Annotated in this window: 19 protein-coding genes; 8 read left to right on the top strand and 11 right to left on the bottom strand. The window is 74.1% G+C overall.

The window, feature by feature from the left end; translation table 11 throughout:
* Positions 1–58: 58 nt before the first annotated feature.
* Positions 59–2,500, bottom strand: a complete 2,442-nt coding sequence (locus I6A81_RS26345) for an MMPL family transporter (protein WP_203004913.1) — start codon at positions 2,498–2,500, stop codon at positions 59–61.
* 749 nt (positions 2,501–3,249) lie between these two features.
* On the opposite strand from I6A81_RS26345, the gene I6A81_RS26340 reads away from it, so the two are divergent.
* Positions 3,250–3,849 (top strand): TetR/AcrR family transcriptional regulator, encoded by a 600-nt coding sequence (locus I6A81_RS26340; protein WP_203004914.1) that lies wholly within the window; start codon positions 3,250–3,252, stop codon positions 3,847–3,849.
* A 44-nt stretch (positions 3,850–3,893) separates the two neighbouring features.
* Here the strand turns inward: I6A81_RS26340 and I6A81_RS26335 are convergent, their stop codons facing one another.
* The 3 genes from I6A81_RS26335 to I6A81_RS26325 all read right to left on the bottom strand — a co-directional run bounded on the left by I6A81_RS26335 (position 3,894) and on the right by I6A81_RS26325 (position 5,771).
* Positions 3,894–4,682 (bottom strand): SDR family oxidoreductase, encoded by a 789-nt coding sequence (locus I6A81_RS26335; protein WP_203004915.1) that lies wholly within the window; start codon positions 4,680–4,682, stop codon positions 3,894–3,896.
* A 147-nt stretch (positions 4,683–4,829) separates the two neighbouring features.
* On the bottom strand, positions 4,830–5,195 hold the full coding sequence (locus I6A81_RS26330; protein WP_203004916.1) for a roadblock/LC7 domain-containing protein: 366 nt from the start codon (positions 5,193–5,195) through the stop codon (positions 4,830–4,832).
* Between the two features lie 210 nt (positions 5,196–5,405).
* Complete coding sequence (locus I6A81_RS26325; protein WP_203004917.1) at positions 5,406–5,771, bottom strand: hypothetical protein; 366 nt, start codon at positions 5,769–5,771, stop codon at positions 5,406–5,408.
* Positions 5,772–6,047: 276 nt separating this feature from the next.
* Here I6A81_RS26325 and I6A81_RS26320 point away from each other — a divergent pair, with 276 nt between their 5' ends.
* Positions 6,048–6,833: a hypothetical protein gene (locus I6A81_RS26320; RefSeq protein WP_203004918.1), complete on the top strand. Its 786-nt coding sequence runs from the start codon at positions 6,048–6,050 to the stop codon at positions 6,831–6,833.
* A gap of 84 nt (positions 6,834–6,917) precedes the next feature.
* Here the strand turns inward: I6A81_RS26320 and I6A81_RS26315 are convergent, their stop codons facing one another.
* Entirely contained in the window at positions 6,918–7,772 is an 855-nt protein-coding gene (locus tag I6A81_RS26315; protein ID WP_203004919.1) for an SAM-dependent methyltransferase, read from the bottom strand.
* A 987-nt stretch (positions 7,773–8,759) separates the two neighbouring features.
* Here I6A81_RS26315 and I6A81_RS26310 point away from each other — a divergent pair.
* Together I6A81_RS26310 and I6A81_RS26305 are read left to right on the top strand one after the other, a co-directional pair.
* Positions 8,760–10,994: a hypothetical protein gene (locus I6A81_RS26310; RefSeq protein ID WP_238438604.1), complete on the top strand. Its 2,235-nt coding sequence runs from the start codon at positions 8,760–8,762 to the stop codon at positions 10,992–10,994.
* A gap of 17 nt (positions 10,995–11,011) precedes the next feature.
* Positions 11,012–11,806 (top strand): hypothetical protein, encoded by a 795-nt coding sequence (locus I6A81_RS26305; RefSeq protein ID WP_203006998.1) that lies wholly within the window; start codon positions 11,012–11,014, stop codon positions 11,804–11,806.
* A gap of 102 nt (positions 11,807–11,908) precedes the next feature.
* Here I6A81_RS26305 and I6A81_RS26300 read toward each other — a convergent pair whose 3' ends face one another.
* Positions 11,909–12,862: a helix-turn-helix transcriptional regulator gene (locus I6A81_RS26300; protein WP_203006997.1), complete on the bottom strand. Its 954-nt coding sequence runs from the start codon at positions 12,860–12,862 to the stop codon at positions 11,909–11,911.
* Between the two features lie 86 nt (positions 12,863–12,948).
* Here I6A81_RS26300 and I6A81_RS26295 point away from each other — a divergent pair, with 86 nt between their 5' ends.
* On the top strand, positions 12,949–14,058 hold the full coding sequence (locus I6A81_RS26295; RefSeq protein ID WP_203006996.1) for an epoxide hydrolase family protein: 1,110 nt from the start codon (positions 12,949–12,951) through the stop codon (positions 14,056–14,058).
* Positions 14,059–14,294: 236 nt separating this feature from the next.
* The gene (locus I6A81_RS26290) at positions 14,295–14,978 is read left to right on the top strand and encodes a hypothetical protein (protein ID WP_203006995.1); all 684 of its coding nucleotides are present in this window, start codon (positions 14,295–14,297) and stop codon (positions 14,976–14,978) included.
* 54 nt (positions 14,979–15,032) lie between these two features.
* Here I6A81_RS26290 and I6A81_RS26285 read toward each other — a convergent pair whose 3' ends face one another.
* From I6A81_RS26285 to I6A81_RS26265, 5 genes are all read right to left on the bottom strand, one after another.
* The gene (locus I6A81_RS26285) at positions 15,033–15,449 is read right to left on the bottom strand and encodes an ArsR/SmtB family transcription factor (RefSeq protein WP_203006994.1); all 417 of its coding nucleotides are present in this window, start codon (positions 15,447–15,449) and stop codon (positions 15,033–15,035) included.
* Positions 15,450–16,169, bottom strand: coding sequence for an SRPBCC domain-containing protein (locus I6A81_RS26280; protein WP_203006999.1), 720 nt, complete (start codon positions 16,167–16,169; stop codon positions 15,450–15,452).
* Positions 16,170–16,292: 123 nt separating this feature from the next.
* The gene (locus I6A81_RS26275; RefSeq protein WP_203006993.1) at positions 16,293–16,790 is read right to left on the bottom strand and encodes an SRPBCC domain-containing protein; all 498 of its coding nucleotides are present in this window, start codon (positions 16,788–16,790) and stop codon (positions 16,293–16,295) included.
* The gene (locus I6A81_RS26270; protein ID WP_203006992.1) at positions 16,787–17,197 is read right to left on the bottom strand and encodes an ArsR/SmtB family transcription factor; all 411 of its coding nucleotides are present in this window, start codon (positions 17,195–17,197) and stop codon (positions 16,787–16,789) included. The genes I6A81_RS26275 and I6A81_RS26270 overlap by 4 nt, the downstream gene beginning before the upstream one ends.
* Entirely contained in the window at positions 17,194–17,658 is a 465-nt protein-coding gene (locus I6A81_RS26265; protein ID WP_238430787.1) for a VOC family protein, read from the bottom strand. The genes I6A81_RS26270 and I6A81_RS26265 overlap by 4 nt, the downstream gene beginning before the upstream one ends.
* Before the next feature lie 234 nt (positions 17,659–17,892).
* On the opposite strand from I6A81_RS26265, the gene I6A81_RS26260 reads away from it, so the two are divergent.
* Complete coding sequence (locus I6A81_RS26260; protein ID WP_203006990.1) at positions 17,893–19,143, top strand: MFS transporter; 1,251 nt, start codon at positions 17,893–17,895, stop codon at positions 19,141–19,143.
* A 136-nt stretch (positions 19,144–19,279) separates the two neighbouring features.
* Positions 19,280–20,314: a hypothetical protein gene (locus I6A81_RS26255; protein ID WP_203006989.1), complete on the top strand. Its 1,035-nt coding sequence runs from the start codon at positions 19,280–19,282 to the stop codon at positions 20,312–20,314.
* Positions 20,315–20,508: the final 194 nt, after the last annotated feature.

Raw genomic sequence — 20,508 nt, 5'->3', positions numbered from 1 at the left:
GGGGGGGGGGGGGGGGGGGGGGGCGCGGGGGGGCGGGGGCGCCCCGCGCCAGCCCGGCCTACCGGACCGTGATGGCGGGACGCCGCTGGCTGGGCACGCCGTCGTCCGCCCCAGAGTCCTGGCCCTGGCCGCGGGATCCGGCCTGAGCGCCGTCGCCGTCGCCCGTCTGGGCGCCCCCGTCCGCCTGGGTGGCGTGGTCCGCCTGGCCAGCGTGGTCCGCCTGGGTGGCGATCGCCAGCCCCGCCGCCGCGGCCGGGGCGACCAGGCGCTTGCCTTCCACGTCGATGTCGGGGAGCAGCCGGTCGAGCCAGCGGGGCAGCCACCAGGCGCGGTGGCCGAGCAGCGACATCACCGCCGGCACGAGGGTCATGCGGACGACGAAGGCGTCGACGAGGACGCCGAAGGCGAGCGCGAAACCGATGGACTGAATGATCGCCTGATCGGACAGGATGAAGCCGGCGAACACGCTGATCATGATGATGGCGGCCGCGGTGACGACCCGGGCGCCGTGCCGGAAGCCAACGGTCACCGCCTCGTCCGGGCCGCGGCCGTGGACGAACTCCTCGCGCATCCTGGTCACCAGGAAGACCTCGTAGTCCATCGCCAGCCCGAACAGCACGCCCACGAGGAAGATCGGCAGCATGCTCACGATCGGGCCGGTGGAGTCGACCCCGAACAGATCCTTCAGCCAGCCCCACTGGAACACGGCCACCACGGCGCCGAAGGTCGCGACCACACTCAGCAGGAAGCCGAGTGTCGCCTTCAGCGGCACCAGGATGCTGCGGAAGACCAGCAGGAGCAGGACGAAGGCGAGCCCGACGACCACCGCCAGGTAGGGGACGAGGGCGTCCGAGAGCTTCTCGGAGATGTCGATGTTGAGCGCGGTCGTGCCGGTGACCAGGGTGGTCGCCCCGGTCGCCGCCGTGACGGAGCCCGCCCGCGCCCGGATGGCGTGCACCAGGTCCTGGGTCGCGGCGTCGCTGGGGCCGCTGGTCGGGATGACCCGGAACGTGGCCGTGTCCCGCGCCTCGTTGAAGGTGGCGGCGCCGACCGAGGTGACGTCGGGCAGCTCGCGGATGCCGTCGGCGACCCGCGTGACGGCCTGGGCGCCGTCGCTCGCGCCGGCGACGTCGACGACGATCAGCAGCGGGCCGTTGAAGCCCGCGCCGAAGCCGGCGCTGAGCTGGTCGTACGCGGCCCGCTGGGTGGTGCCCGGCGCGGCCGTGCTGTCATCGGGCAGGCCGAGCCGAAGTCCCATGACCGGAGCCGCGAGCAGGCCGAGCCCGAGGACCGTGACCAGCACCGCGAGGCCCCGGCGCCGCACCGCGAGGCGCGCCCAGCGCTCGCCCATCGTCGGCCGCGAGCCGTCGGCCTCCGGGTCCCGGGCGAACCGGGCGAGGACACGCGGGCCGCGCCCCCTCAGGTGCCGGCCGGAGCGGCGCGCGCCCGCGGGCCCGTCCTCCGCCCGTCCCGCGACCGCGAGCCGGCGGCCGGCGAACCCGAACACGGCGGGCAGCAGGGTGAGCGCGATGGCCACCGCGATCGCGACCGTGCCGGCGGCGGCGAGCCCCATCTCGGTGAGGAACGGGATGCCGACCACCGACAGGGCGGCCAGCGCGATGACGACGGTGAGCCCGGCGAAGACGACGGCCGATCCGGCGGTGCCGACCGCGCGTCCGGCGGCCTCGTCGCCGTCCCGGCCGGCGGCGAGTTCGTGGCGGAACCGGGAGGTGATGAACAGCGCGTAGTCGATGCCGACGGCCAGGCCGATCATCAGGGCGAGGGTCGAGGTGCTGGAGCTCAGGCCGATGAAGCCGCTGGCGATCGCGATGCCGCAGACGCCGACCGCCACGCCGAGCAGCGCCGTCAGCAACGGGAGCCCGGCCGCGACGAACGAGCCGAAGGTGATCAGGAGGACGACCGCGGCGACGCCGATGCCGATCACCTCGGTCGCGCTCTGTTCCGACGCTCCCTCGGTCGCGGTGCCGCCGAACTCGACGCCGACGCCGGCGGCCCGCGCGGGGTCGGCCGCGGCGAACAGCGCGTCGCGGGCGGCGTCGGTGACCTCGCGCTGCTGGACGTCATAGCTCACCTGGGCGTAGGCCGTCCTCCCGTCGGAGGACACGGAGGCCCACCGCCCGCCAACGTCGGCGAACGGGTCGGTGACCCGGTCGACCAGCGGCGCGCGCGACAGTTCCTGGACCACCTGCTCGATCGCCTGCCGCCGGTCCGCCTCGGCCAGGGAGCCGCCCGAACCGGCCGGGAGGGTGAAGACCACCCGCGCCGTGGCGGTGTCGGCCCCGGCATTGGGCATCCGCTCGTCGAGCAGGTCGATCGCCTTCTGTGACTCGGTTCCCGGGATCGAGAGCGTGTCCGACGTCGACCCGGACAGCGTCGCGGCGCCGACGCCGACAGCGGCGAGCAGCGCGATCCACAGCGCGAGGACCAGGCTCCGGCGCCGATACGCCGCCCGTCCCAGCCGGTACAGGTAGGTGGCCAACGAAGGTCTCCTCTGGTCTACGGCGTCGTCCTGACGGCCGTGGCCGCGGATCTCGGCCTGTCGTGGCTGGGGCGCGTCGCGCGCATCACTAGCCGATCGACAAGTTGATGTCTGAGGAAACCCTAGCCGCTCGACAAGTAGTTGCCAAGCCGAGCGGCTAGCAAATCCCTTGTCGTTCGGCTAACATTTATGCCGGGATCGAACGGCGGTCCCGCGTCGTTCGCCCGCTTTCGGACCGCCTGCCCCGTTCGGCGGGCGTGGCCCCGGGCGCCTGGATCTGGGCACACTTGAGCAAAGGCGGCCAGTCGGCCGGAGTCCGGGCGCGCGATCGGGGAAGAGGTCCCTAGCGCCTGACCATCGCGCCTGACCCAGCGCGCCCGGCCCTCGCGACCGCCCCACCGCGCGGCCGGCTCGGGACCGGGTTTCAGCCCCGGTGGGGCGAGCGGCCCGATCGGCGGACCGACCAGCGCGCGTGGCGCGGGATTCGCGAGATGATGCCCGCTGCGGTTTTGATCAGGTCGGCATGGGCCATGGACCCGGAACCCAGGAACCGGGCCCGGAACGGAGTACCGCCACGAGCCTGGGCTCGGCACTCCGTCCGGACACACGAACGAGCTGCCGGGCCCGCCGGCGGGCGCGGGTGGCCACCTCCTCGCCCGGCGAGACGGCGCGGCGAGCGATGAGGGCTGACGAGTGGTGAGGGAACGGCGAGTGGTGAGGGAACGGGGAAAGGGAATGGGAGCAGGGCGATGACCACGCAGCTGGACGCGACGACGCCTCGGGCCGGGGCCGGCCGCGAGAAGGTCGTGGCCGCGGCCCTCGAACTGTTCGCCGAGCGCGGCGTCAGCGGCACCTCACTCCAGATGATCGCCGACCGGCTGGGCGTCACCAAGGCAGCCGTCTACTACCACTTCAAGGCCAAGCGAGACATCGTCCTCGCGGTGGTGCGGCCGGCGCTGGCCGAGATCGCCACGATCGCCGAGGACGCGGAACGCGAGCGGTCGCAGGCCGTCCGGACCGAGGTCCTCCTCGTCGGCATCGTCGATCTGCTGATCCGCCACCGGCGGCTCTACGGGATCATCGAGAGCGACCTCGCCGTCGGGGAGATCCTCGCCACCGACCCCATCCTCGCCTCGCTGGGCGAGCGGCTCGCCGCGGTGCTCATCGGCCCCGATCCGGACCCCGGGCAGATCGTGGCCGCGAACATGTTCCTGGCCGGCCTCAAGAGCGCCGGAGCGAGCGCGGCGGCGGGCCTCACCGACGACGAGCTGCGCACCCACATCCTCGACTGCGGCCGTCGGTTACTGCGCCGCCGCCGCCAGCCGTCGGGCCGTACCGCCACGCCCTGATCCCCGCGCCCGGCGTCACGATGCCTCCGTCCGCGGGAAGGGCCTCAGGAGGCTTCGACGCCCCGGGCGAGCGATCGCACGCCGGCCAGCCAGCGGTCCGGGTCGGCCGCCTTCTGGGCCCAGTACGCGCCGACCTCCGGGTGGGGCAGGATGAGGAACTTCTCCGCGGCGAGGCCCTGGATCACCGACTCGGCGACATCCTCGGGCCGCATGACCTCGCCCGACGCCGCGACGACCTTGGCGGCCGCGTGGCCGTCCCGCAGCGGGTCGAGCAGCAGCGGCGTGGCGACCCCGAGCGGGCAGACGGCGCTGACGCGGATTCCCTGGTCCCCGTAGGTCACTACCAGCCACTCGGCCAGCGCGAGCGCGGCGTGCTTGGTCACCGCGTACGGCGCGTCGCCCGGCGACGTGAGCAGCCCGGCGGCCGACACGACGTTGAGGAGGTAGCCGCCGCCCCGCTCGAGCATCGGCGGGACGGCCGCGCGGGCCGCGTAGACGTGGGCGAGCACGTTCACGGCGAACGTGTCCTGCCACGTCCCGGTGTCGACCTCCACCCCGCCGCCGACCGCCACCCCGGCGTTGGAGCAGAACAGGTCGATCCGCCCGTGCTCGGCGACGGTCCGCTCCACCAGCGCGGCGACGGCCGCCTCGTCGGTCACGTCCGTCCTGGCCGGCGTGCCGCCGATCTCGGCGGCCACACGCGCCGCGGCGTCCGGGTCCCGGTCGCTGACGACGACGGCCCGGGCGCCCTCGGCGGCGAAACGGCGCGCCAACGCGGCTCCGATGCCGCTGCCCGCGCCCGTGATCACAGTGACAGCGCCGTTGACATCCACCCCTGGCTCCTCTCGACGTCGGACGGCGGCTCAACGTCTGACGGCGGCATCGTGCCACCGGATCCGGTCCCGAGGAGCGGGATACCCGGCCGGCCGGTGCGCCCCCGGGGGCGCCTACCGGTTACGCGGCGGTGTCAGGCGGCGGTGTCAGGCGGCGAGGAGCTCGCCCAGCCGGTTCACGGCCGGGCGCGAGTGCAGGTGCAGCCGGTTGAGGTCCAGCCCCTCGTCCCCGAGAACGACGAGCAGGCTGCGCTCGCGGACGGCGTACACGACGATGTGGCCGCCCGCGCAGCGGGTGATCACCTCGCGCAGCTCGCCCATGCCGACCTCCGTCCCGGTGCTCTTGCCGAGGCCAAGCGCGACGGCGGCCATCGCGGCCAGCACCTCCGGCCGCACGTCGTCGGTGTCGTGGGCGATCAGCAGGCCGTCCACCGACGCCACCGCGCTGTTGGTCACGCCGGCGACGCGCTCCCGCAGCGTCGTCAGCTCCTCCAGTACCGAGTCCGTGATCATCTGGCTCGTACCTCCCACTTCAGGTGCGGCGTCCCTCGGGGAGGGCCGAACTGGTGGTGTTGGCGAGCGCCGAGGCGCTCCGTGCATGGGCCCGCGGCCTGGTCGCCCGGTCGGCGGACGGCGCCGGCCCAGGGACCCCGCGGCCAGCGCCGCGGCGGGCGGGTGGGCACGCGGCCCGTGAGGGCACGACGGCGGCCCGGCCGCGGGACGTCACACGCTCAGCTCACGGTCGATCGACCGGAGCTTGTGGCGGGCGAGCGCGAGGTTGGCCCGGGAGCGGTCCAGGGCGAGGTAGAGGAACAGCTGGCTTCCGCCCCGGCTCAGGAGCCGGATGAGGTGGTACTGCCGGTCCAGGGTGATGAGGATGTCCTCGATCCCCTCCCGGATGCCCAGCGCCTCGAGCGTCCTGGCCTTGGCGCGGACCACGTCGGTGTTGCCCGCCGCCGCGATCTCGAGGTTGAGCGCGTGGCCGCCGCCGGCGGCGCCGAGCATCATGCCGCTCTCGTAGTCGACCAGCGCCGCGCCCACCGCGCCGTCCAGCGTCATGGCTTCCTTGAGCGCGGTCTCGATGTCCATGTAGTTCTCCCTGATTCGCCAGGTGACATTGTTGTGCCAACATAGACATCTCTGCGACAGAGTTTACGTGCGCGTTGCGACGCACTATGTCTATTGGTAAGATCTTTGTGCTAGTCACCATATCCTTTGCCTGTTTGCCTGTCATCGCGGACTACCGGATCGGGGGGCGGCCACGTGGGGGACCATGCCGATGTCGCGGATGGTGGCCTACTGCTCACCACTTTGACCCGACTCGCCGAGAAATCCTTCTCCGGCGCGGTTCGCGCGGAAGGGGCGATGGTCGGGGGGGTCGTCGTCCTGCGCGACGGGCTGATCATCGCCGTCGAGACCGCCGCCGCGCCGAGCCTGGAGTCGCTGCTGCTGCGCTCGGGCCGGGTCTCCGGCGACGACTGGACCGACGTGTTCGCCGAGGCGGCGCCCCAGGGGCGCCTGCGGGCCGCGCTGGTCGAGCGGGGCCTGCTGGGCAGCGCGTCCGTGCAGGTCGTGACGCAGACGGCGGCGATGGACGCCATGTTCGCGCTCGGCCTCGCGGACATCCACAGCTGCGCGCCGGATCCGGTCGAGGCCGGCCTGGAGCCCCTGCTACCGATCATCCCCGGGCTGGACGTCAGCCGAGTGGTCCGCGAGACCCGGCGCCGGCTCGCGATCGCCGCGCGGTGGCACGAGCTGGGGCTCGACCAGCGAACGAGACCGCTGGCCACCCAGGCGGCGCCACCGATCGACGCCGGGCGAGCGGAGATCCTGGCGCGCGTCAACGGCCGCAGGACGTCCCGCGACCTCGCCTTCCTGCTCGGCCGCGGCCTGTTCGCCGTGATGTCCGACCTGGAGCTGCTCCATCAGGACGGACAGGTCACCTTCGAGCGGACGGCGACCGCGCCGTCGCAGCCGAGCCACGCCAGCCCCGCGTCGCCAGCGGCGCCGAGGCGGCCCGACCCGGCGGACGACGAGGAACGCCTGGCCAGCCCCGGAGGGAACGCCGGCCCCGGGAGGAGCCCCGGGCCCGGGCCTGGGGCCGGCCCGCGGCGCCGGGCGTTCTCCTGGCGCCCCGAGCGCCCCACCTGAGCCCGGCGGCGGCGCCGCCCCAAGCCTGGCTTCCGGCGGAGCCTTCGCGGGCGGCCCGCGAAGGCCGATCCGTGTACAGAGGACCTATAGGAAAGGTCCTCGGCGGGTCAGCCGGGCAAGACCGCCGTAGCTGGCGATGTCCGCCGCCGGGATGTCCTCCGGCTCGCCCTCGGGCCGCCATTGGTGGACCGGGACCAGCCCCGGGTCGACCAGTTCCAGCCCGTCGAAGAACCGGACGATCTCGGCGTGCCGGCGCGACTGGAACGGGATGCCCTGAGCGCGGTAGAGGCCGGTCACCTGTGCTTCGACCTCGGGGGTGACGAAGTCGGGAGTGGCGTGGTTGAGCGCCAGGTAGCTGCCCGGGGAGAGGACGTCCAGCAGTTCGGCGACGATGCCGTCCGGGTTCACGTCATCCGGCACGAAATGCAGGATGGCGAACAAGGACAGCGCGACCGGCTCGCTCAGGTCGAGCGTCTCGCGCACCTCGGCGGACCGCAGGATGCGCTCCGGCTCGCGCAGGTCGGCCTCCAGGTAGGCGGTACGTCCCTCGGGCGCGCTCCTGAGCAGCGCGCGGGAGTGCGCCAGGACGATCGGGTCGTTGTCGACGTAGACGATCCGGGCGTCCGGCGCCACGCGTTGCGCCACCTCGTGCAGGTTCGGGCTGGTCGGGATCCCGGTGCCGATATCCAGGAACTGCCGGACACCGGACCGGGCGAGCTCGGCCGTCACCCGGGTCATGAACTTCCGCGCCTGCAGCGCCGTGGTCCGGATCGAGGGAAATATCGAGAGCGCGGCCTCGGCTGCCTGGCGGTCCGCCGGGAAGTTGTCCTTCCCGCCCAAGAAGTAGTCGTACATCCGCGCCGAATGCGGGGTGTCGATGCGCAGATCGACGGACGGCGGGCGCCCCGTGGGCAGATCCCTGTCGCCTTCCCCGCCCATGTTCGCCTCCGGCCCAGATGATCCACTTCCCGTCAGGGGGCGCACCCCGGAGCCGGCGGCGGTCGCGCCGCGGCGCCGCCGATCCCCGAGTTCTGATTTATCACGGCACAGCTGAACGAGACGGCACGGACCCGTGACAACACTCACCGTCACGGTGTCGCCTTCACGACGGGACCAATCGGGCAAACGGCGCGGCCGGCGGGCCCCCGAGCACCGTCATCGCCGCCGCCGGAAGACCGTCGTGGACGAGGGAGCGCGGGGCCGCGCCCCCGGCCGCTTCGGCCCGGCGCCGGCGCGGCGCCGGGCGGGCGGATCGAACCGGCCTCGGGCCGGGTCAGGAATGCCGATATCGTCAGGTTGTCGTCGGGATGACTGGACGAGGCGCGCACCCCGGAGGGTGGATATCTTCCGGAACTGGCCGCGAGCGGGCATCGATATCTTCGTCGTCGAGGCACGTCGGTGACGGGCACGCCCGACGACGCGGCGATGTCACGTCACGCACGGACGGGCGGATGGCGAACTCTCGTGGACACTAATCCGGGCGACCCCGACCAGCCCCGCGACCGGTCCGCCGGCTGGGCCGCCTCGTCGTGGGACCGGGCCGGGACGCCCCAGGCCGCCGCCCAGCCGGTTCCCCCCGCCGGGCCGCATATCGGGGGCCCTCCTCCCGTCGGCCCTCCTGTTGGCGGCCGGCCCCCCGTCGGACCTCCGATTGGCGGCCCTCCCCCCCTCGGCCCTCCCGTTGGCGGCCCTCCTCCTCTCGGCCCTCCCGTTGGCGGCCCTCCCCCCGTCGGACCTCCGATTGGCGGCCGTCCCCCTCTCGGCCCTCCTGTTGGCGGCCCTCCTCCTGGCGGCCCGGAAGCCGGTGGCCTTCCCACCGCCGGCCCCACGGGCCCGGCGGCGCAGCTGGCCCAGGTCCAGGGGCGGGTCCTGTTCGACAGCAACTGGTGCCCGCTGAAGGAGGGCCGTTCCAGCGGTTTCTCGCTGATGGGCAGCCGCCGATTGCTGATCACCGACTTTCCCGCCGTCTACGTGTACGACACCGGCGGGCTCGGCGCCGCCACCATGAGCGCGCTCCTCCCCGCGACCGACCCCGAGGCGACGGTGGGCCTGGTCGACCAGGGCACCCGGCTCTTCGTCGACGCGCGTTTCCCGGACGGCCGGGCCTTCCAGGCGGCCACGGCAACCCCGCTGCCGCCGGAGCTGCTCACGACGCTGACCGGCCTGCATGGCCGACTGCTGGTGGACGCGGGGGCGACGTCGTTCGTCAGCCCGTGCGCCGTGTCGGTCACGCCGCGCTACGAGAACGACCCCGCCGGCGCCGCCACCGGCGCCGGGCAGGGCGCCCCGCCACCGGGAACGACGCCGCCGGGAATGCCGGCTCAGGGAACGCCGGCTCAGGGAACCACGGCCCAGGGGCCGGTCGGCGGCGCGGAGTTCCCCGCCTACGTGGTGGTCAAGAACGGTCGCCTGGAGCTGCGCGCGGGTGGGCGGCCGCTGGTCGACTGGCCGGTCAACCGTGTCGCCGTCAGCCCCGCGGGCCCGACCAGCGCGTTCGTGCACGGCGGCGCGGTGCTCGACGGCCGGTTCCTCACCGGCGTGCTGCTGCACCTGGTCACGCCGGACGTGCTGGCGGCGTTCCTCGCCGTCGCCCAGGCGGGGCAACAGGCCGCCCAGCCGGCCGCCGTAGGCACGTCCGCGCCGGTCTGGGCGCGCGGGCTGGCCACCGGGGCCGACGACGACGGGGCCCAGGCGGTCCGGGCCGACTGCGTCCTCGGCGACAGCGTCCTCGAGCTGCAGGCGCGCGACGACGACGCACGGGTGCTCGCCCGGTTCGACCTCGCGGACCCCCGGCTGCGGGTGGCCGGGTCGGCGGAGCGGTTCGTCATCTTCGACCCCGAGCACGGACCGGTGTCGGTGGCCAGCGACTCCGAGGTGTTCGGGCGCCGCCTGCACGCTCATCCCGGGGTACGGGCCGCCGCGGAGCGGACCCTGGCGACGGGCGGCCCCTACCCGGCCGAGCTCGCCGGCGGCCGGCCGGTCGCCTGCGCCGTCGACGCCGCCGCGCTGCGGGTCAAGGGCCGCGGCGTGCGCCTGCGGGTGCCGTTCGCGGCGATCCGCGCGGTGGAGGGCACCATGGCGCCCGCGCCCGAGAGCGTGGCGGTCGACGCGGCGACGGCCGAGGGCGTGGCGGCTGGGGGTGTGGCGGTGCCTCGGGCCAGCCTGCGGGTCGCGACGGCCGACACGGACCTCACCGTCGTCGGCCCGCTGGAGCTGATCCGCGCTCTGCACACCGACGTCTGCGCCGCCAACTACGCCACCGAGGACCCGCGCCGCATCCCCGACATGTTGCGGGCCGCCGTGGGCCTCGAGGACGACTACTTCCTCTATACGATCTTCGGCCCGTTCTACGAGCTCCACGCGGCCCTGCGCGGCGACGGGACCGCCGACGGGCTGGGCGCCCCCGTGACACTGCCGGAGGACGACGAGGGCCGGCTGCGCACCGCCGCCGCGCTGTCCGAGGGCCTCGACGAGCTGCGCCGGCACCTCGACCAGGTCGGCTCCGTCCTGCCCGCGTTCGTTCGTTACCGGGACGCCCAGGTGCTGGCGCCGGCCATCGGCGGCCGTGCCGAACCGGACTGGCTGAAGGCCCAGGAAAGCCGTCTGCGGGCGGCTCTCGCCCCGGCGCAGCGCGCGGCGGCCGAGACCGGCGCGCTGTCGGCCCAGGTGGCACGCCTGCTGGATCTCGACCCGTCCGCGCTGCCGCGCCCCAACTACGCCGGAGCCGCCCTCTCCCTGGGTGCGGCGTTCCTGAACCCGGTGTTCCTGGTGTCGGGGGCCAGCCAGGCGTACAACCAGTACAGCCAGAGCGAGAAGCGGTCGGCGATGATGAACGCGCAGTCCGCGCGCGGCTGGGCGGCGGTCCTGGACCGGTGGAACACGCTGGTGACCAGCACGCTCCCGGTGCTCGGCTACGTCCTCACGGAGAACCTGTTCGACTCGCGGTGGGAGACGGCCCGCCGGCTCACCGGGGCGCTCGGCGCGACCCCGCCGGAGCGCCGGGAGACCGCGATGCGGATCGTCGCCCGGCGCCTCGCCCGGCTGGACGTGCTGCGTCGATACCCGGCCAACGCGGGCATCCGGCTCAGCCGCGGCGAGATCGCGCACTATCTGCGCACCGCGCGCGACTCGATCAGCACGCCCCGGTTCGTGGACTTCTGAGCAGCGGGGAGCCAGTGATGTCCGTCTTCAGCAGCCGGTTCGACCGGGCCAGGGTCTACACCAACGCCTATACCGGCGGGCCCGACGACACGACCTGGCGGCCGCCCGCCGGCGCCGCCCGGCTGGGGGCGGCCGGAGCCGGCGCCCTCGCCGCCGCGGCGGCCGCGGGCGCGGTGGTCGGTGGCGTGGCGGCGCTGGCGACCAGCGAGCTGGTGGCCGACCGGGCGGCTGACGGGGCGGCCGACTCGCCGGCCGACCCGCCGGGCGACACCCCGGGCGACTCGGACACGGCATCCGGCGAGCACCACCAGACCGGCTCGGACGTCTCGGCCGACACGGACGTGCCGGATCCGGGCGCCGGAGACGGCGGCGCCGGGAACGCGGGCGACTCCTGGGGATCGGGCTGGGGAGACGGCTGGGATGAGGGCTGGGACTCCCAGGCCGAGCGCTCGGCGGCGGACGGGACCCAGGACCTCTACGGGACGCACGCGGGCGACGCGGCCAACAGGCTGTACGACGACCTGGGCTCGTCCCCAGGCCTGGCCGCCGCCGCCGGGACGCCCGAGGCCGAGGCCGCGGCCCATGGCGAGACGACGGCTCATGACGAGACGGCGACCCACGGCGACACGGCGATGCACGGCGAGACGATCGGGGGCGTCGAGGCGATCGGCCACGGCGAGACGGCGGACGGCGCCCACGCCGGCGCCGACGACGCCTGGACGCACCACGGCGAGTACACCGACGCGAGCGTCGGCGGGGACGGCGACTTCTTCTACTTCAACGACGGCGACTCCAGCCTGACGATCGAGTGACGGCCGCCTCGCTCGCCGGCGGCGAGCGCCACGCCGCGGGGGCGGGCGCCACGCCGCCGGTGGGGAACGGCCGGCCACCGAGCCGCGCGGGGGAACGGCCGGCTACCGGGCCGCGCGCCGAAGACGGTCGGCGAGGGCACGCAGCTCGGCGGCCAGCTCGGGAGCGTCCTCGACGGTGAAGTCCTCGTCGAGCATGGCCAGGTAGCGAGCGAGCGTCCGCGGGTCGTCCGACCCGGGCTCGAACACGCACTCGTCCGGGCCGGTCGGCTGGATCGCCGCCGGGACCGGCAGCTTCCGGGCCACCCGCTCGGCCGGCGCGTGGACGACCACCCTCGCCCGGTAGCGCCACGTCGCGGTCGCGGCACCGGCGGCGACGCGCCGGGCGATCTCCGGGTCGTCGGGCAGCGGGCGCGGGGTGAACCGCGGCCCGGTCGGCGTCCGGGGCCGGACGCGGTCGACCCGGAAGGTCCGCCAGTCGTCGCGGGCCAGATCCCAGGCGACCAGGTACCAGCGGCGCCCGGTGTGCACCAGGCGGTGCGGCTCGGTGTCGCGCGCCGCGCGGTCGCCGTCGTGCGTCTCGTAGTCGAATCGGAGTCGCTCGTGGTCGCGGCAGGCGGTCGCGAGCGTGGTCAGCACGTCCGCGTCGATGCTCGGACCGGCCCAGGGTGTCGGCACGGTGAGCGCGTAGAGGGCGTCCACTCGCCGGCGCAGCCGCGCGGGCAGCACGTGGTGCAGCTTGGCCAACGCACGGGCCGAGCTCTCCTCGATCCCGTTGATGGTGCCGCCGGCGGCCGTTCGCAGGCCGATCGCGACGGCGACGGCCTCCTCGTCGTCCAGCAGCAGCGGCGGGACGTTGGCGCCGGCGTCGAGCCGGTAGCCGCCGGCCGCTCCGGGGGTGGCCCGCACCGGGTAGCCGAGGCGGCGTAGCCGTTCGACGTCCTTGCGAATCGTGCGGGTGGTGACCTCCAGGCGTTCGGCCAGCTCGGGGCCGGTCCAGTCGCGCCGCGCCTGCAGCAGGGCCAGCAGGTTGAGCAGCCGCGCCGAGGTTTCCAACATTCTTCGATTCTGTCAGCGATCGCGGAAAGAACCGTTCCGCATTGGAACCTAGCGTGGGGCGCACCCCGAGCCAGAGGAGCGTTTCCATGGACATCCAGCCGTTCACCATCGCGATTCCCCAGGCCGACGTCGACGACCTGGCCGACCGGCTGGCCCGCACCCGCTGGCCCGCCAGCCTGCCCGGCGACGGGTGGAGCAGGGGCGTTCCGCTGGAGTTCCTGCGGGAGCTGGCCGACTACTGGGCGACCCGCTACGACTGGCGGGCGGCCGAGGCGCGGCTGAACGCGCTCGGGCAGTTCACCACCGAGATCGACGGGCAGAGGATCCACTTCACGCATGTCCGTTCGGAGCGTCCCGACGCCCTGGCCCTGCTGATCACCCATGGGTATCCCAGCTCGTTCGTCGAGTTCACCGCGCTGATCGAGCACCTTCGGCGGGATTTTCACGTCGTGGCGCCGTCGGTGCCCGGTTTCGGCTTCTCCACCCCGGTCCGCGCGACCGGCTGGGCGATGGGCCGCACGGCGCGGGCCTGGGCCGAGCTGATGCGTCGCCTCGGCTACGACCGGTACGGCACCCACGGCGGCGACATCGGCGCGGGTCTGGCGGGCGAGGTGGCCAGCGTCGACGGCGCGCACGTCGTCGGAGTTCACGTGGTGACCGACCCGCTCACCGCGGCGAACACGGCCACCTTCCTGCCCGGCCTGGCCGACGGGCTGGACCCGGCAGACCCGACCGACAGGCTGATCCTGGACCGAATGGACCGGTTCCGGCGTGAGGGCAGCGGCTACCTGGCGATCCAGAACAGCCGGCCACAGACCATCGGATATCTGCTGAACGACTCACCGGTGGGGCAGCTCGGCTGGATCGCGGAGAAGTTCGAGGAGTGGACCGACCTTCCGTACGACCGCGACCAGTTGCTCACCAACGTAAGCCTCTACTGGTTCACCGGTTCGGGCGTCACGGCGGCCGGTTTCCTGTACGAGCAGACACACGCGATGGGCTGGACGCCGCCGGCGGCGGTGCCGCACGGGTTCGCGGTGTTCGGCGCCGACCCCACCGTCCGAAGGGTGATCAACCCGTCCGCCGACACCTACTGGGCGGAGTACCCGCGCGGCCTGCATTTCCCCGCGATGGAGGCACCGGAGGTATTGGCCGCGGATCTCCGCACCTTCTTCGGGAAGGTGTCGGCAAGCTGACAGGCGACGCCGCCCGCCGCCCTGGATCGCGAAGATCCTTCCATCCAAAAGCCGAAGGTACCGCCACGTGCCCGGCACACGTTCCCCGATCACTGTCGGGAAGCCGACCGCCAGATCCAACGGTTCTCGATGATCCGCCGACCTAAAGTCGGCTTTCGCCCTTTGTCCCGATATGCCGGCGGAAGATGAGGACAGTTGATATGTGGTTGACCCGGACCAGATCGCGAGCCCGACTGTTGTCAGTAGGCGCGGGCGCGGCCCTGGCGCTCACGCTCGCGCTGACCGGCTGCTCGTCGGACGGGGACGGCGATGGCGACACCCCGCCCTCCACCGGTACCGGCGCGCCCGCGATCGACACTCCGGCGTCGGACCTGCGCGCCGAGGACTTCGTCTACCTCCAGGGTCCGGAGACGGACGAGTTCACGGTGAGCGATGAGGCCAAGACCGTCGACCCGAACGACTCGGACAACAACCCCTGGGTCGAGATCGCGGACTGCGGGGGCCAGGAGGCGGCACCCCCCATCGGCGCCGCGAGCGGCCCCGGCCTGAGCAGCCCCGACGGCGAGACCGTGGTCCAGTCCTACGCGCAGATCGTGACACCCGAGCAGCACGACAATCACGTCAAGCTGCTCGAGGACGTCGACGTGGACTCCTGCGTCCAGGAGCTGTTCGCCGACGGCGACACGTCGGGCGAGTGGAAGGTCCGCGACGTTCCGGCCCTGCCGGGGACGATGGCCCGGACCTCCATGAGCTACACCGAGTCCTCGGGTGGCGCGACGGCCACCAGCTACTTCGACATCATCTGGGTCGGCGAGGGCCAGGTCGAGGCCGAGCTGCTGGTGCTGTCCCGCGCCGAGCCCGACGAGCAGCTGATCGGGGACGCGACCGCGAGCCTCGTGAAGAAGCTGAAGGACCAGTAGTCAGCCCGGCATGACGGGCCCGCGCCACTTCGCGGGCCCGCCAGCCGGCGCGGGTCAGGCGGAACGGCTGTCCCGGTCCGCCGGCCGCGGGACGGTTCCATCAACGGCGTCGGCGCCATCTACGGCATCGGCGGCGCGGCGGGCGCGGCGGCCACGGGCGACCTCGGTCGCCAGCGCGTCCAACGGCTGGGCGAACGAGGCCAGCGGGTCGCCGAGCCGGGCCAGCCATGCCAGCGCGGCGTCGATCCCGGCCGCGTCGAGGGCGTAGAACCGGCGGGTGCCCTCGGCGCGCACGATGACCAGCCGGGCCTCGCGGAGCACCTTGAGGTGCTGCGAGACGGCCGGCTGGGAGATCGGCCCGTGCTCCCGCAGCGCCGCCACCAGCGTGCCCGCCGGCTGCTCGCCCTCGGCCAGGAGCTCCAGGATCCGCCGGCGGGTCGGCTCGCCGAGAGCCTCGAAGACACCGTCCACCTAGCTCCCGGCGTCCTCGGCGGTCCCGGGGCTTTCAGCGGCCCCACGGTTTCCAGCGGTTCCGGGGCTTTCGGCGGTCGGGGGGTCCCCGGCGCCGGCCTGGTCGGGCGCGCCGGTGTAGAAGGCCACCGTGCGCTCGGCCGCCTCGCGCGCCGGGCCTGGCTCGTCGCCGTCGCCGACCGCCGCGTCGGCCCAGCCGGCCGCGCACCGCCGGACGAACTCGACGCCTTCCGGCGTCGTCGGGAACGCGAGGCCCACCGCCGGGTCGACGGGGGCGCCGCTGTCCAGGTGCAGGCCCAGCCCCATCAGGCCCAGGTCCCAGCCGACCCCCACCGCGCCGGGGCCGAACTGTCCCCAGAAGTCGGGGTCGACGTGCGCCTCGTGCGCCAGCTCGAGGACGGTGCCCGCCCCGGCGGGGGTCAGCGTGATCTCGAGCCAGGAGACCATCCCGCCGAACTCCCAGGTCACGGCGAACGACTCGGGCTCCTTGCAGCGTTCGACTACGCCGCCGGCGTTGCCGTCGAGCTGGTAGCGCCCGCCCACCGCGAGGTCGCCGCTGATCGGCAGGAACCACCGGGGGATGCGCTCCGCGCTGGTCAGCGCGTTCCAGAGGTCGGCCTGGTCGGTCGAGTAGGTCCGGCGGGCAATGGCGATCTTCGTGGGCGCCCCGTCGCGGGCGCCACTACGGATCTCACGAGTCACCAGACCGGCCGTGGCCATGGGGTCGATTATCACGCCGCCTCCTTATATAAGCCTCCACTTATCTTCACGCTAACGAGCCGGCGCCGGCCAGACAAGCACGAACCGCCGCCCATCGAGGACTCACCGGACCCTCGCGGGCGGTCACGGCTCACGCGATGCGTCGGCGAGCCGCCGCAGGAGGGTGCGCCACCACTCGGCGAAGCGCAGCTGGAACGTGGCCAGCGGAAAACCGTGCCGGGCCGCGTGCGCGGGCGGGATCCCGTCCCAGCCGAAGTGCTCGACGGTGACCCGGGTCCGCGGGACGGTGCCGCCGGGGTCGTCGACCTCGTCGAACCGCACATGCAGCTCGGTCTCCTGGTCGGCGGCGAAGCTGGCATGCCGCCAGCTGAGCACCAGGCGACGGGGTGGCTCCCAGACCCGGATCTCGCCGACCACGAACGAGCTGCCGTCGGCGTAGGTCTCGACCAGCCGGCCACCGACGCCGGGCTCGAAGGCCAGGGTTCCGGAGCGGCCGTCGGTGAACTGGAACAGGCCGTTCGGCTGCCACCACTGGCCAATCTGATCCGTGAACGCGGTGAAAGCCCGCGCCGCGGGCACCGGGACCCGCAGCGCCACGAGCACCCGCGACCCGTCGGTCACCCGTCACCCTCCAGATCCGCGCCACGCTCCAGATCCGCGCCACGCTCCAGATCCGCGCCACGCTCCAGATCCGCGTCGCGGGCCAGGTGGGCGGCGAACGCCGTGAGCTGCTCGGCCCAGGCGCGTTCGGCGAGGTCGAGCCAGCGCCGCAGCTCGGCCATCGGGGCAGACCGCAGGGCGTAGATCCGGACGCGCGCGTCGAACTCCTGGTGTGTCTCGGTGACCAGGCCGCACTGGCGCAGCACCCGAAGATGCTTACTCATCACCGAGGGCGTGGCCCCGAGGTCCCTGGCCAGCTCCCCCGAGCGGCGCGGGCGCTCGGCGAGCAGCTCGACCGCCCGGCGCCGGACCGGATCGGCCAACGCGGCCAGCGTCTCGTCCAGCCCGGCGACGGCGGGTTCGCTCACTGCCAGTGGGTGGCCATGATCGGCTGCCCGAGGGCCGCCTCGGCCTCGGCGCGGGTGACGTCGCGCACCCGGGCCGAGAACGTCCAGTGGTGCCCCTCGGGGTCGATGGCCCGATAGGTCCGGTCGCCGTAGAACTGGTCGGCGGGCTCCGCCTCGATCACCGCGCCGGCGCCCCTGGCCCGCTCGCAGTGCTCGTCGAGCCCGCCCGGCAACTGGACGTGCACCGTCTGGGTGTTGCCCCCGCCCACGGCGGCCGGGACCCGGACCCACTCGGCCCACTCGGCGCCGACCATGATCCGCCCTCGGCCGGCGCAGCTCATCTCGTAGTGACACATCTCGGGCGCGTCGGGCGGTCCGTCGATGGCCATGGTGATCTCGAATCCGAACGCGCCTTCCAGCCAGGCCAGGGCGGCCTTCGGGTCCTTGTAGATCACCGATGACGTGAACACTTGTTCTTCCATGGGAGAAATATTTTCTTGATTTGGAAACCTTGTCAAGGCCCGGCAACGACTGGCCGACCGAGCCACTGAACCGCCGAACCGCCGAACCGCCAGCGACGCGCGGCCCGCGACCGCCAGCGAGCGTGTCGGCATCCCGTCCGCTGGCTCACCCGCGCGAGCCCACCGCCGCCGGCCGCCGCCGCGTAACGTGGTCCGGCCCGCCACCGCCGCCCCGACTGGCGAGGGAACAGCCACGTGACCGCCGTCGTAGCCCCGTCCGCGGCTGACGCCACCGCGCGCGCGGCCGCGCAGCGGCGCACCCTCGTCACCCTGGTGACCGCCCAGATCCTCAGCGGCGCCGGTCTCGCCGCCGGCATCACCGTCGGCGCGCTGCTCGCGCAGGACATGCTCGGCTCCACCAGCCTCGCCGGCCTGCCCAGCACCCTTTTCACCACGGGCTCCGCGCTCGCCGCCGTCGGCGTCGGACGCCTCTCCCAGGCCCGCGGCCGCCGGCCGGGCCTCACCGCCGGCTACCTCACGGGCGCCGTCGGCGGCGCCGGAGTCGTCGTCGCGGCGATCGTCGGCAGCCCCGTCCTGCTGTTCGCCGCGCTGCTGGTCTACGGCGCCGGCACCGCGACCAACCTGCAGGCCCGCTACGCCGGCGCCGACCTGGCACCCGCCGCCCACCGCGCCCGCGCCGTGTCCACCGTCCTCGTCGCCACCACCCTCGGCGGCGTCCTCGGCCCCAACCTCGCCGCGCCGACCGGCGACCTCGCCGACGCGATCGGCATCCCGACCCTGGCCGGCCCGTTCCTGCTCGGCTCCGTCGCCTACGCCGCCGCGGCGCTGGTGCTGGCCGTCTGGCTGCGCCCGGACCCACTGCTGCTCGCCCGCGCCCTCGAGGCCCAGGACGGCTCCTCGCCGCTCGCGGACGGCGCCGCGACGGCCTCGGCCGCCCGTGCCGGGCCGCTGCTCGGCGCCGGGCTGATGGCCGTCACCCAGGTGACCATGGTCGCGATCATGACGATGACGCCGGTGTTCATGCGGGACCACGGCCACGGGACCGCCGCGTCCGGTCTGGTCATCGCCATCCACGTGGCGGCCATGTACCTGCCGTCGCCGCTCACCGGCCGGCTCGTCGACCGTCTCGGCCACCGCCCCGTCGCCGGCGCCGCCGGCGTCAGCCTGCTGGCCGCCGGCCTGCTCGCCGCGCTCCCCACCCAGTCCGTCGCCGTGCTCGCCATCGCCCTCACGCTGCTCGGCCTCGGCTGGAACTTCGGCCTGCTGGCCGGCACCACGATCATCACCGACACCGTGCCGCTCGCGACCCGGGCCGCCACCCAGGGCAAGGTCGACGTCGCCATCTCGGCCGCGGGCGCGACGGCCGGCCTGACCTCCGGCGTCGTCGTCAGCGCGACCGGCTACCCGACCCTCGCCCTCGCCGGCGCCGCCATCGCCTTCACCCTGTTGGTGTTCATCGCGGCCGCCCCGCCCCTCCGGCGATGACCCCGGCGCGGCGGGCGGGGCGATCCGACGTGGACCCGGTCCCTGTCAGATGGACGAAGCTCACTGGACCCCGGCGGCCACATAGCTCTATAAGGCGAGGTATGTCCGTGTTGCTCGCCGGCTGCCGCCCGCCGCGGTGATCTGCCCGCACTGCGCCGAGAGCCTGCTCTACCGGGAGCGAGGCAAGGGCAGTCGCACCTGCTCGAAATGCCGCCGGAAGTTCGCGCTGGAGCCGAAGAGCAATCCGCTGCGGCTGCACGACCTGCGGCTGGGCCGGGTCGCCGGGGCGCTCAGCGCCGGGGGCACCCTCTCCTACACCCAGACCCAGCTCTGGTACGCCGTGTCCCGCCGCTACCTTCGTGGCAAGGACAACCGGGTGCCGGTCGGATGCCTCGTCGCGCCGACCAGCTTCGCGGCGATCGCGCTGCTGCTGTACGTGATGGTGAACGTGCCCTCGCTCCCGCCGCTGCTCGTCGCGATACCGGCCTTCGGCGTCATCATGGTTCTGGTCTTCGTACCGATCCGGCTCCCCACGCTCAAGCCACCGATGTCGGAGCGGTCCTTCCGGTCCGCGTTGAAGGAGTGGCAGAAGATCTATGGACGTCCGCCCGTCGGGCTTCTGCCACTGGACGGGGCGCTCCCGCCCGGCGCCGCGCCGGCCGCCGCTCCCACCGCCGCGCTGCTGTGCGCGGACCGCGACGCGGTGACCTGCCTGCGGGCGAACGGGGTGGAGCGCCGCCTCGGGCTGTGGATCGTCACCGACCCGGCGGCGCTCGCGGCGGTGCCGCCGGCCCTGCCGGTGTTCGTGCTGCGGGACGCGAGCATTCCCGGCGAGCGGCTGCTGGCGGCGGCGCGGGCCTGGCCCGGCCGGCGCGTCGTCGACCTGGGCGTCACCGTGCCCGCGGCCCGCAAGGCGCCGTCGGCGATGCGCCTGCGCTCCGTCGGGAAGGTGGACAGGAACGCGCTCGCCGAACTGCGCGCGGCTCCCGGCGCCCTGACCGAGGTCGACCTGCGCTGGATCGGCACCGGCTGGTGGAGCCCGCTCGCCGCGCTCCCGCCGGGGCGGCTGATCGCGCTCCTCGCCGACGGCGTCGACCGGCTGGCGGCGGACGGCGACCAGGACCGCGCGGCCGCCAGGGCCGTCGGCTTCCTGAGCTGGCCGGCCGCGTGACCGTCCCACCGAGCGCGGCGGACCGGCCAGCCCGGCCGGCCCGGGACGCGAGTCCCGGACGCCGCGCGCCCGGCCCGGGGGGCGGGGGGGGGGGGCGCGGGCGGGGGGGGGGGGGGGGGGGCCGCTCCGGTCGTCGAGTCGCTGTTCCAGCTGGGGAACACGGGCCGCGACCGGTTGGAGGCGGCAAGGTCCCT

Source organism: Frankia nepalensis (genome assembly GCF_016786325.1).
Lineage (GTDB): Bacteria > Actinomycetota > Actinomycetes > Frankiales > Frankiaceae > Pseudofrankia > Pseudofrankia nepalensis.
The sequence above is the reverse complement of the archived record's forward strand: the minus strand, read 5'-3'. Positions and strand labels throughout refer to the sequence as shown.

Coding starts and splice junctions, on each gene's coding strand:
- I6A81_RS26320 (WP_203004918.1), top strand. CDS start 6,048: ATGGTCGGGGGGGTCGTCGTCCTGCGCGACGGGCTGATCATCGCCGTC.
- I6A81_RS26310 (WP_238438604.1), top strand. CDS start 8,760: ATGGGCAGCCGCCGATTGCTGATCACCGACTTTCCCGCCGTCTACGTG.
- I6A81_RS26265 (WP_238430787.1), bottom strand. CDS start 17,658: ATGGAAGAACAAGTGTTCACGTCATCGGTGATCTACAAGGACCCGAAG.
- I6A81_RS26280 (WP_203006999.1), bottom strand. CDS start 16,169: ATGGCCACGGCCGGTCTGGTGACTCGTGAGATCCGTAGTGGCGCCCGC.
- I6A81_RS26315 (WP_203004919.1), bottom strand. CDS start 7,772: ATGGGCGGGGAAGGCGACAGGGATCTGCCCACGGGGCGCCCGCCGTCC.
- I6A81_RS26300 (WP_203006997.1), bottom strand. CDS start 12,862: ATGTTGGAAACCTCGGCGCGGCTGCTCAACCTGCTGGCCCTGCTGCAG.
- I6A81_RS26305 (WP_203006998.1), top strand. CDS start 11,012: ATGTCCGTCTTCAGCAGCCGGTTCGACCGGGCCAGGGTCTACACCAAC.
- I6A81_RS26325 (WP_203004917.1), bottom strand. CDS start 5,771: ATGGACATCGAGACCGCGCTCAAGGAAGCCATGACGCTGGACGGCGCG.
- I6A81_RS26295 (WP_203006996.1), top strand. CDS start 12,949: ATGGACATCCAGCCGTTCACCATCGCGATTCCCCAGGCCGACGTCGAC.
- I6A81_RS26340 (WP_203004914.1), top strand. CDS start 3,250: ATGACCACGCAGCTGGACGCGACGACGCCTCGGGCCGGGGCCGGCCGC.
- I6A81_RS26330 (WP_203004916.1), bottom strand. CDS start 5,195: ATGATCACGGACTCGGTACTGGAGGAGCTGACGACGCTGCGGGAGCGC.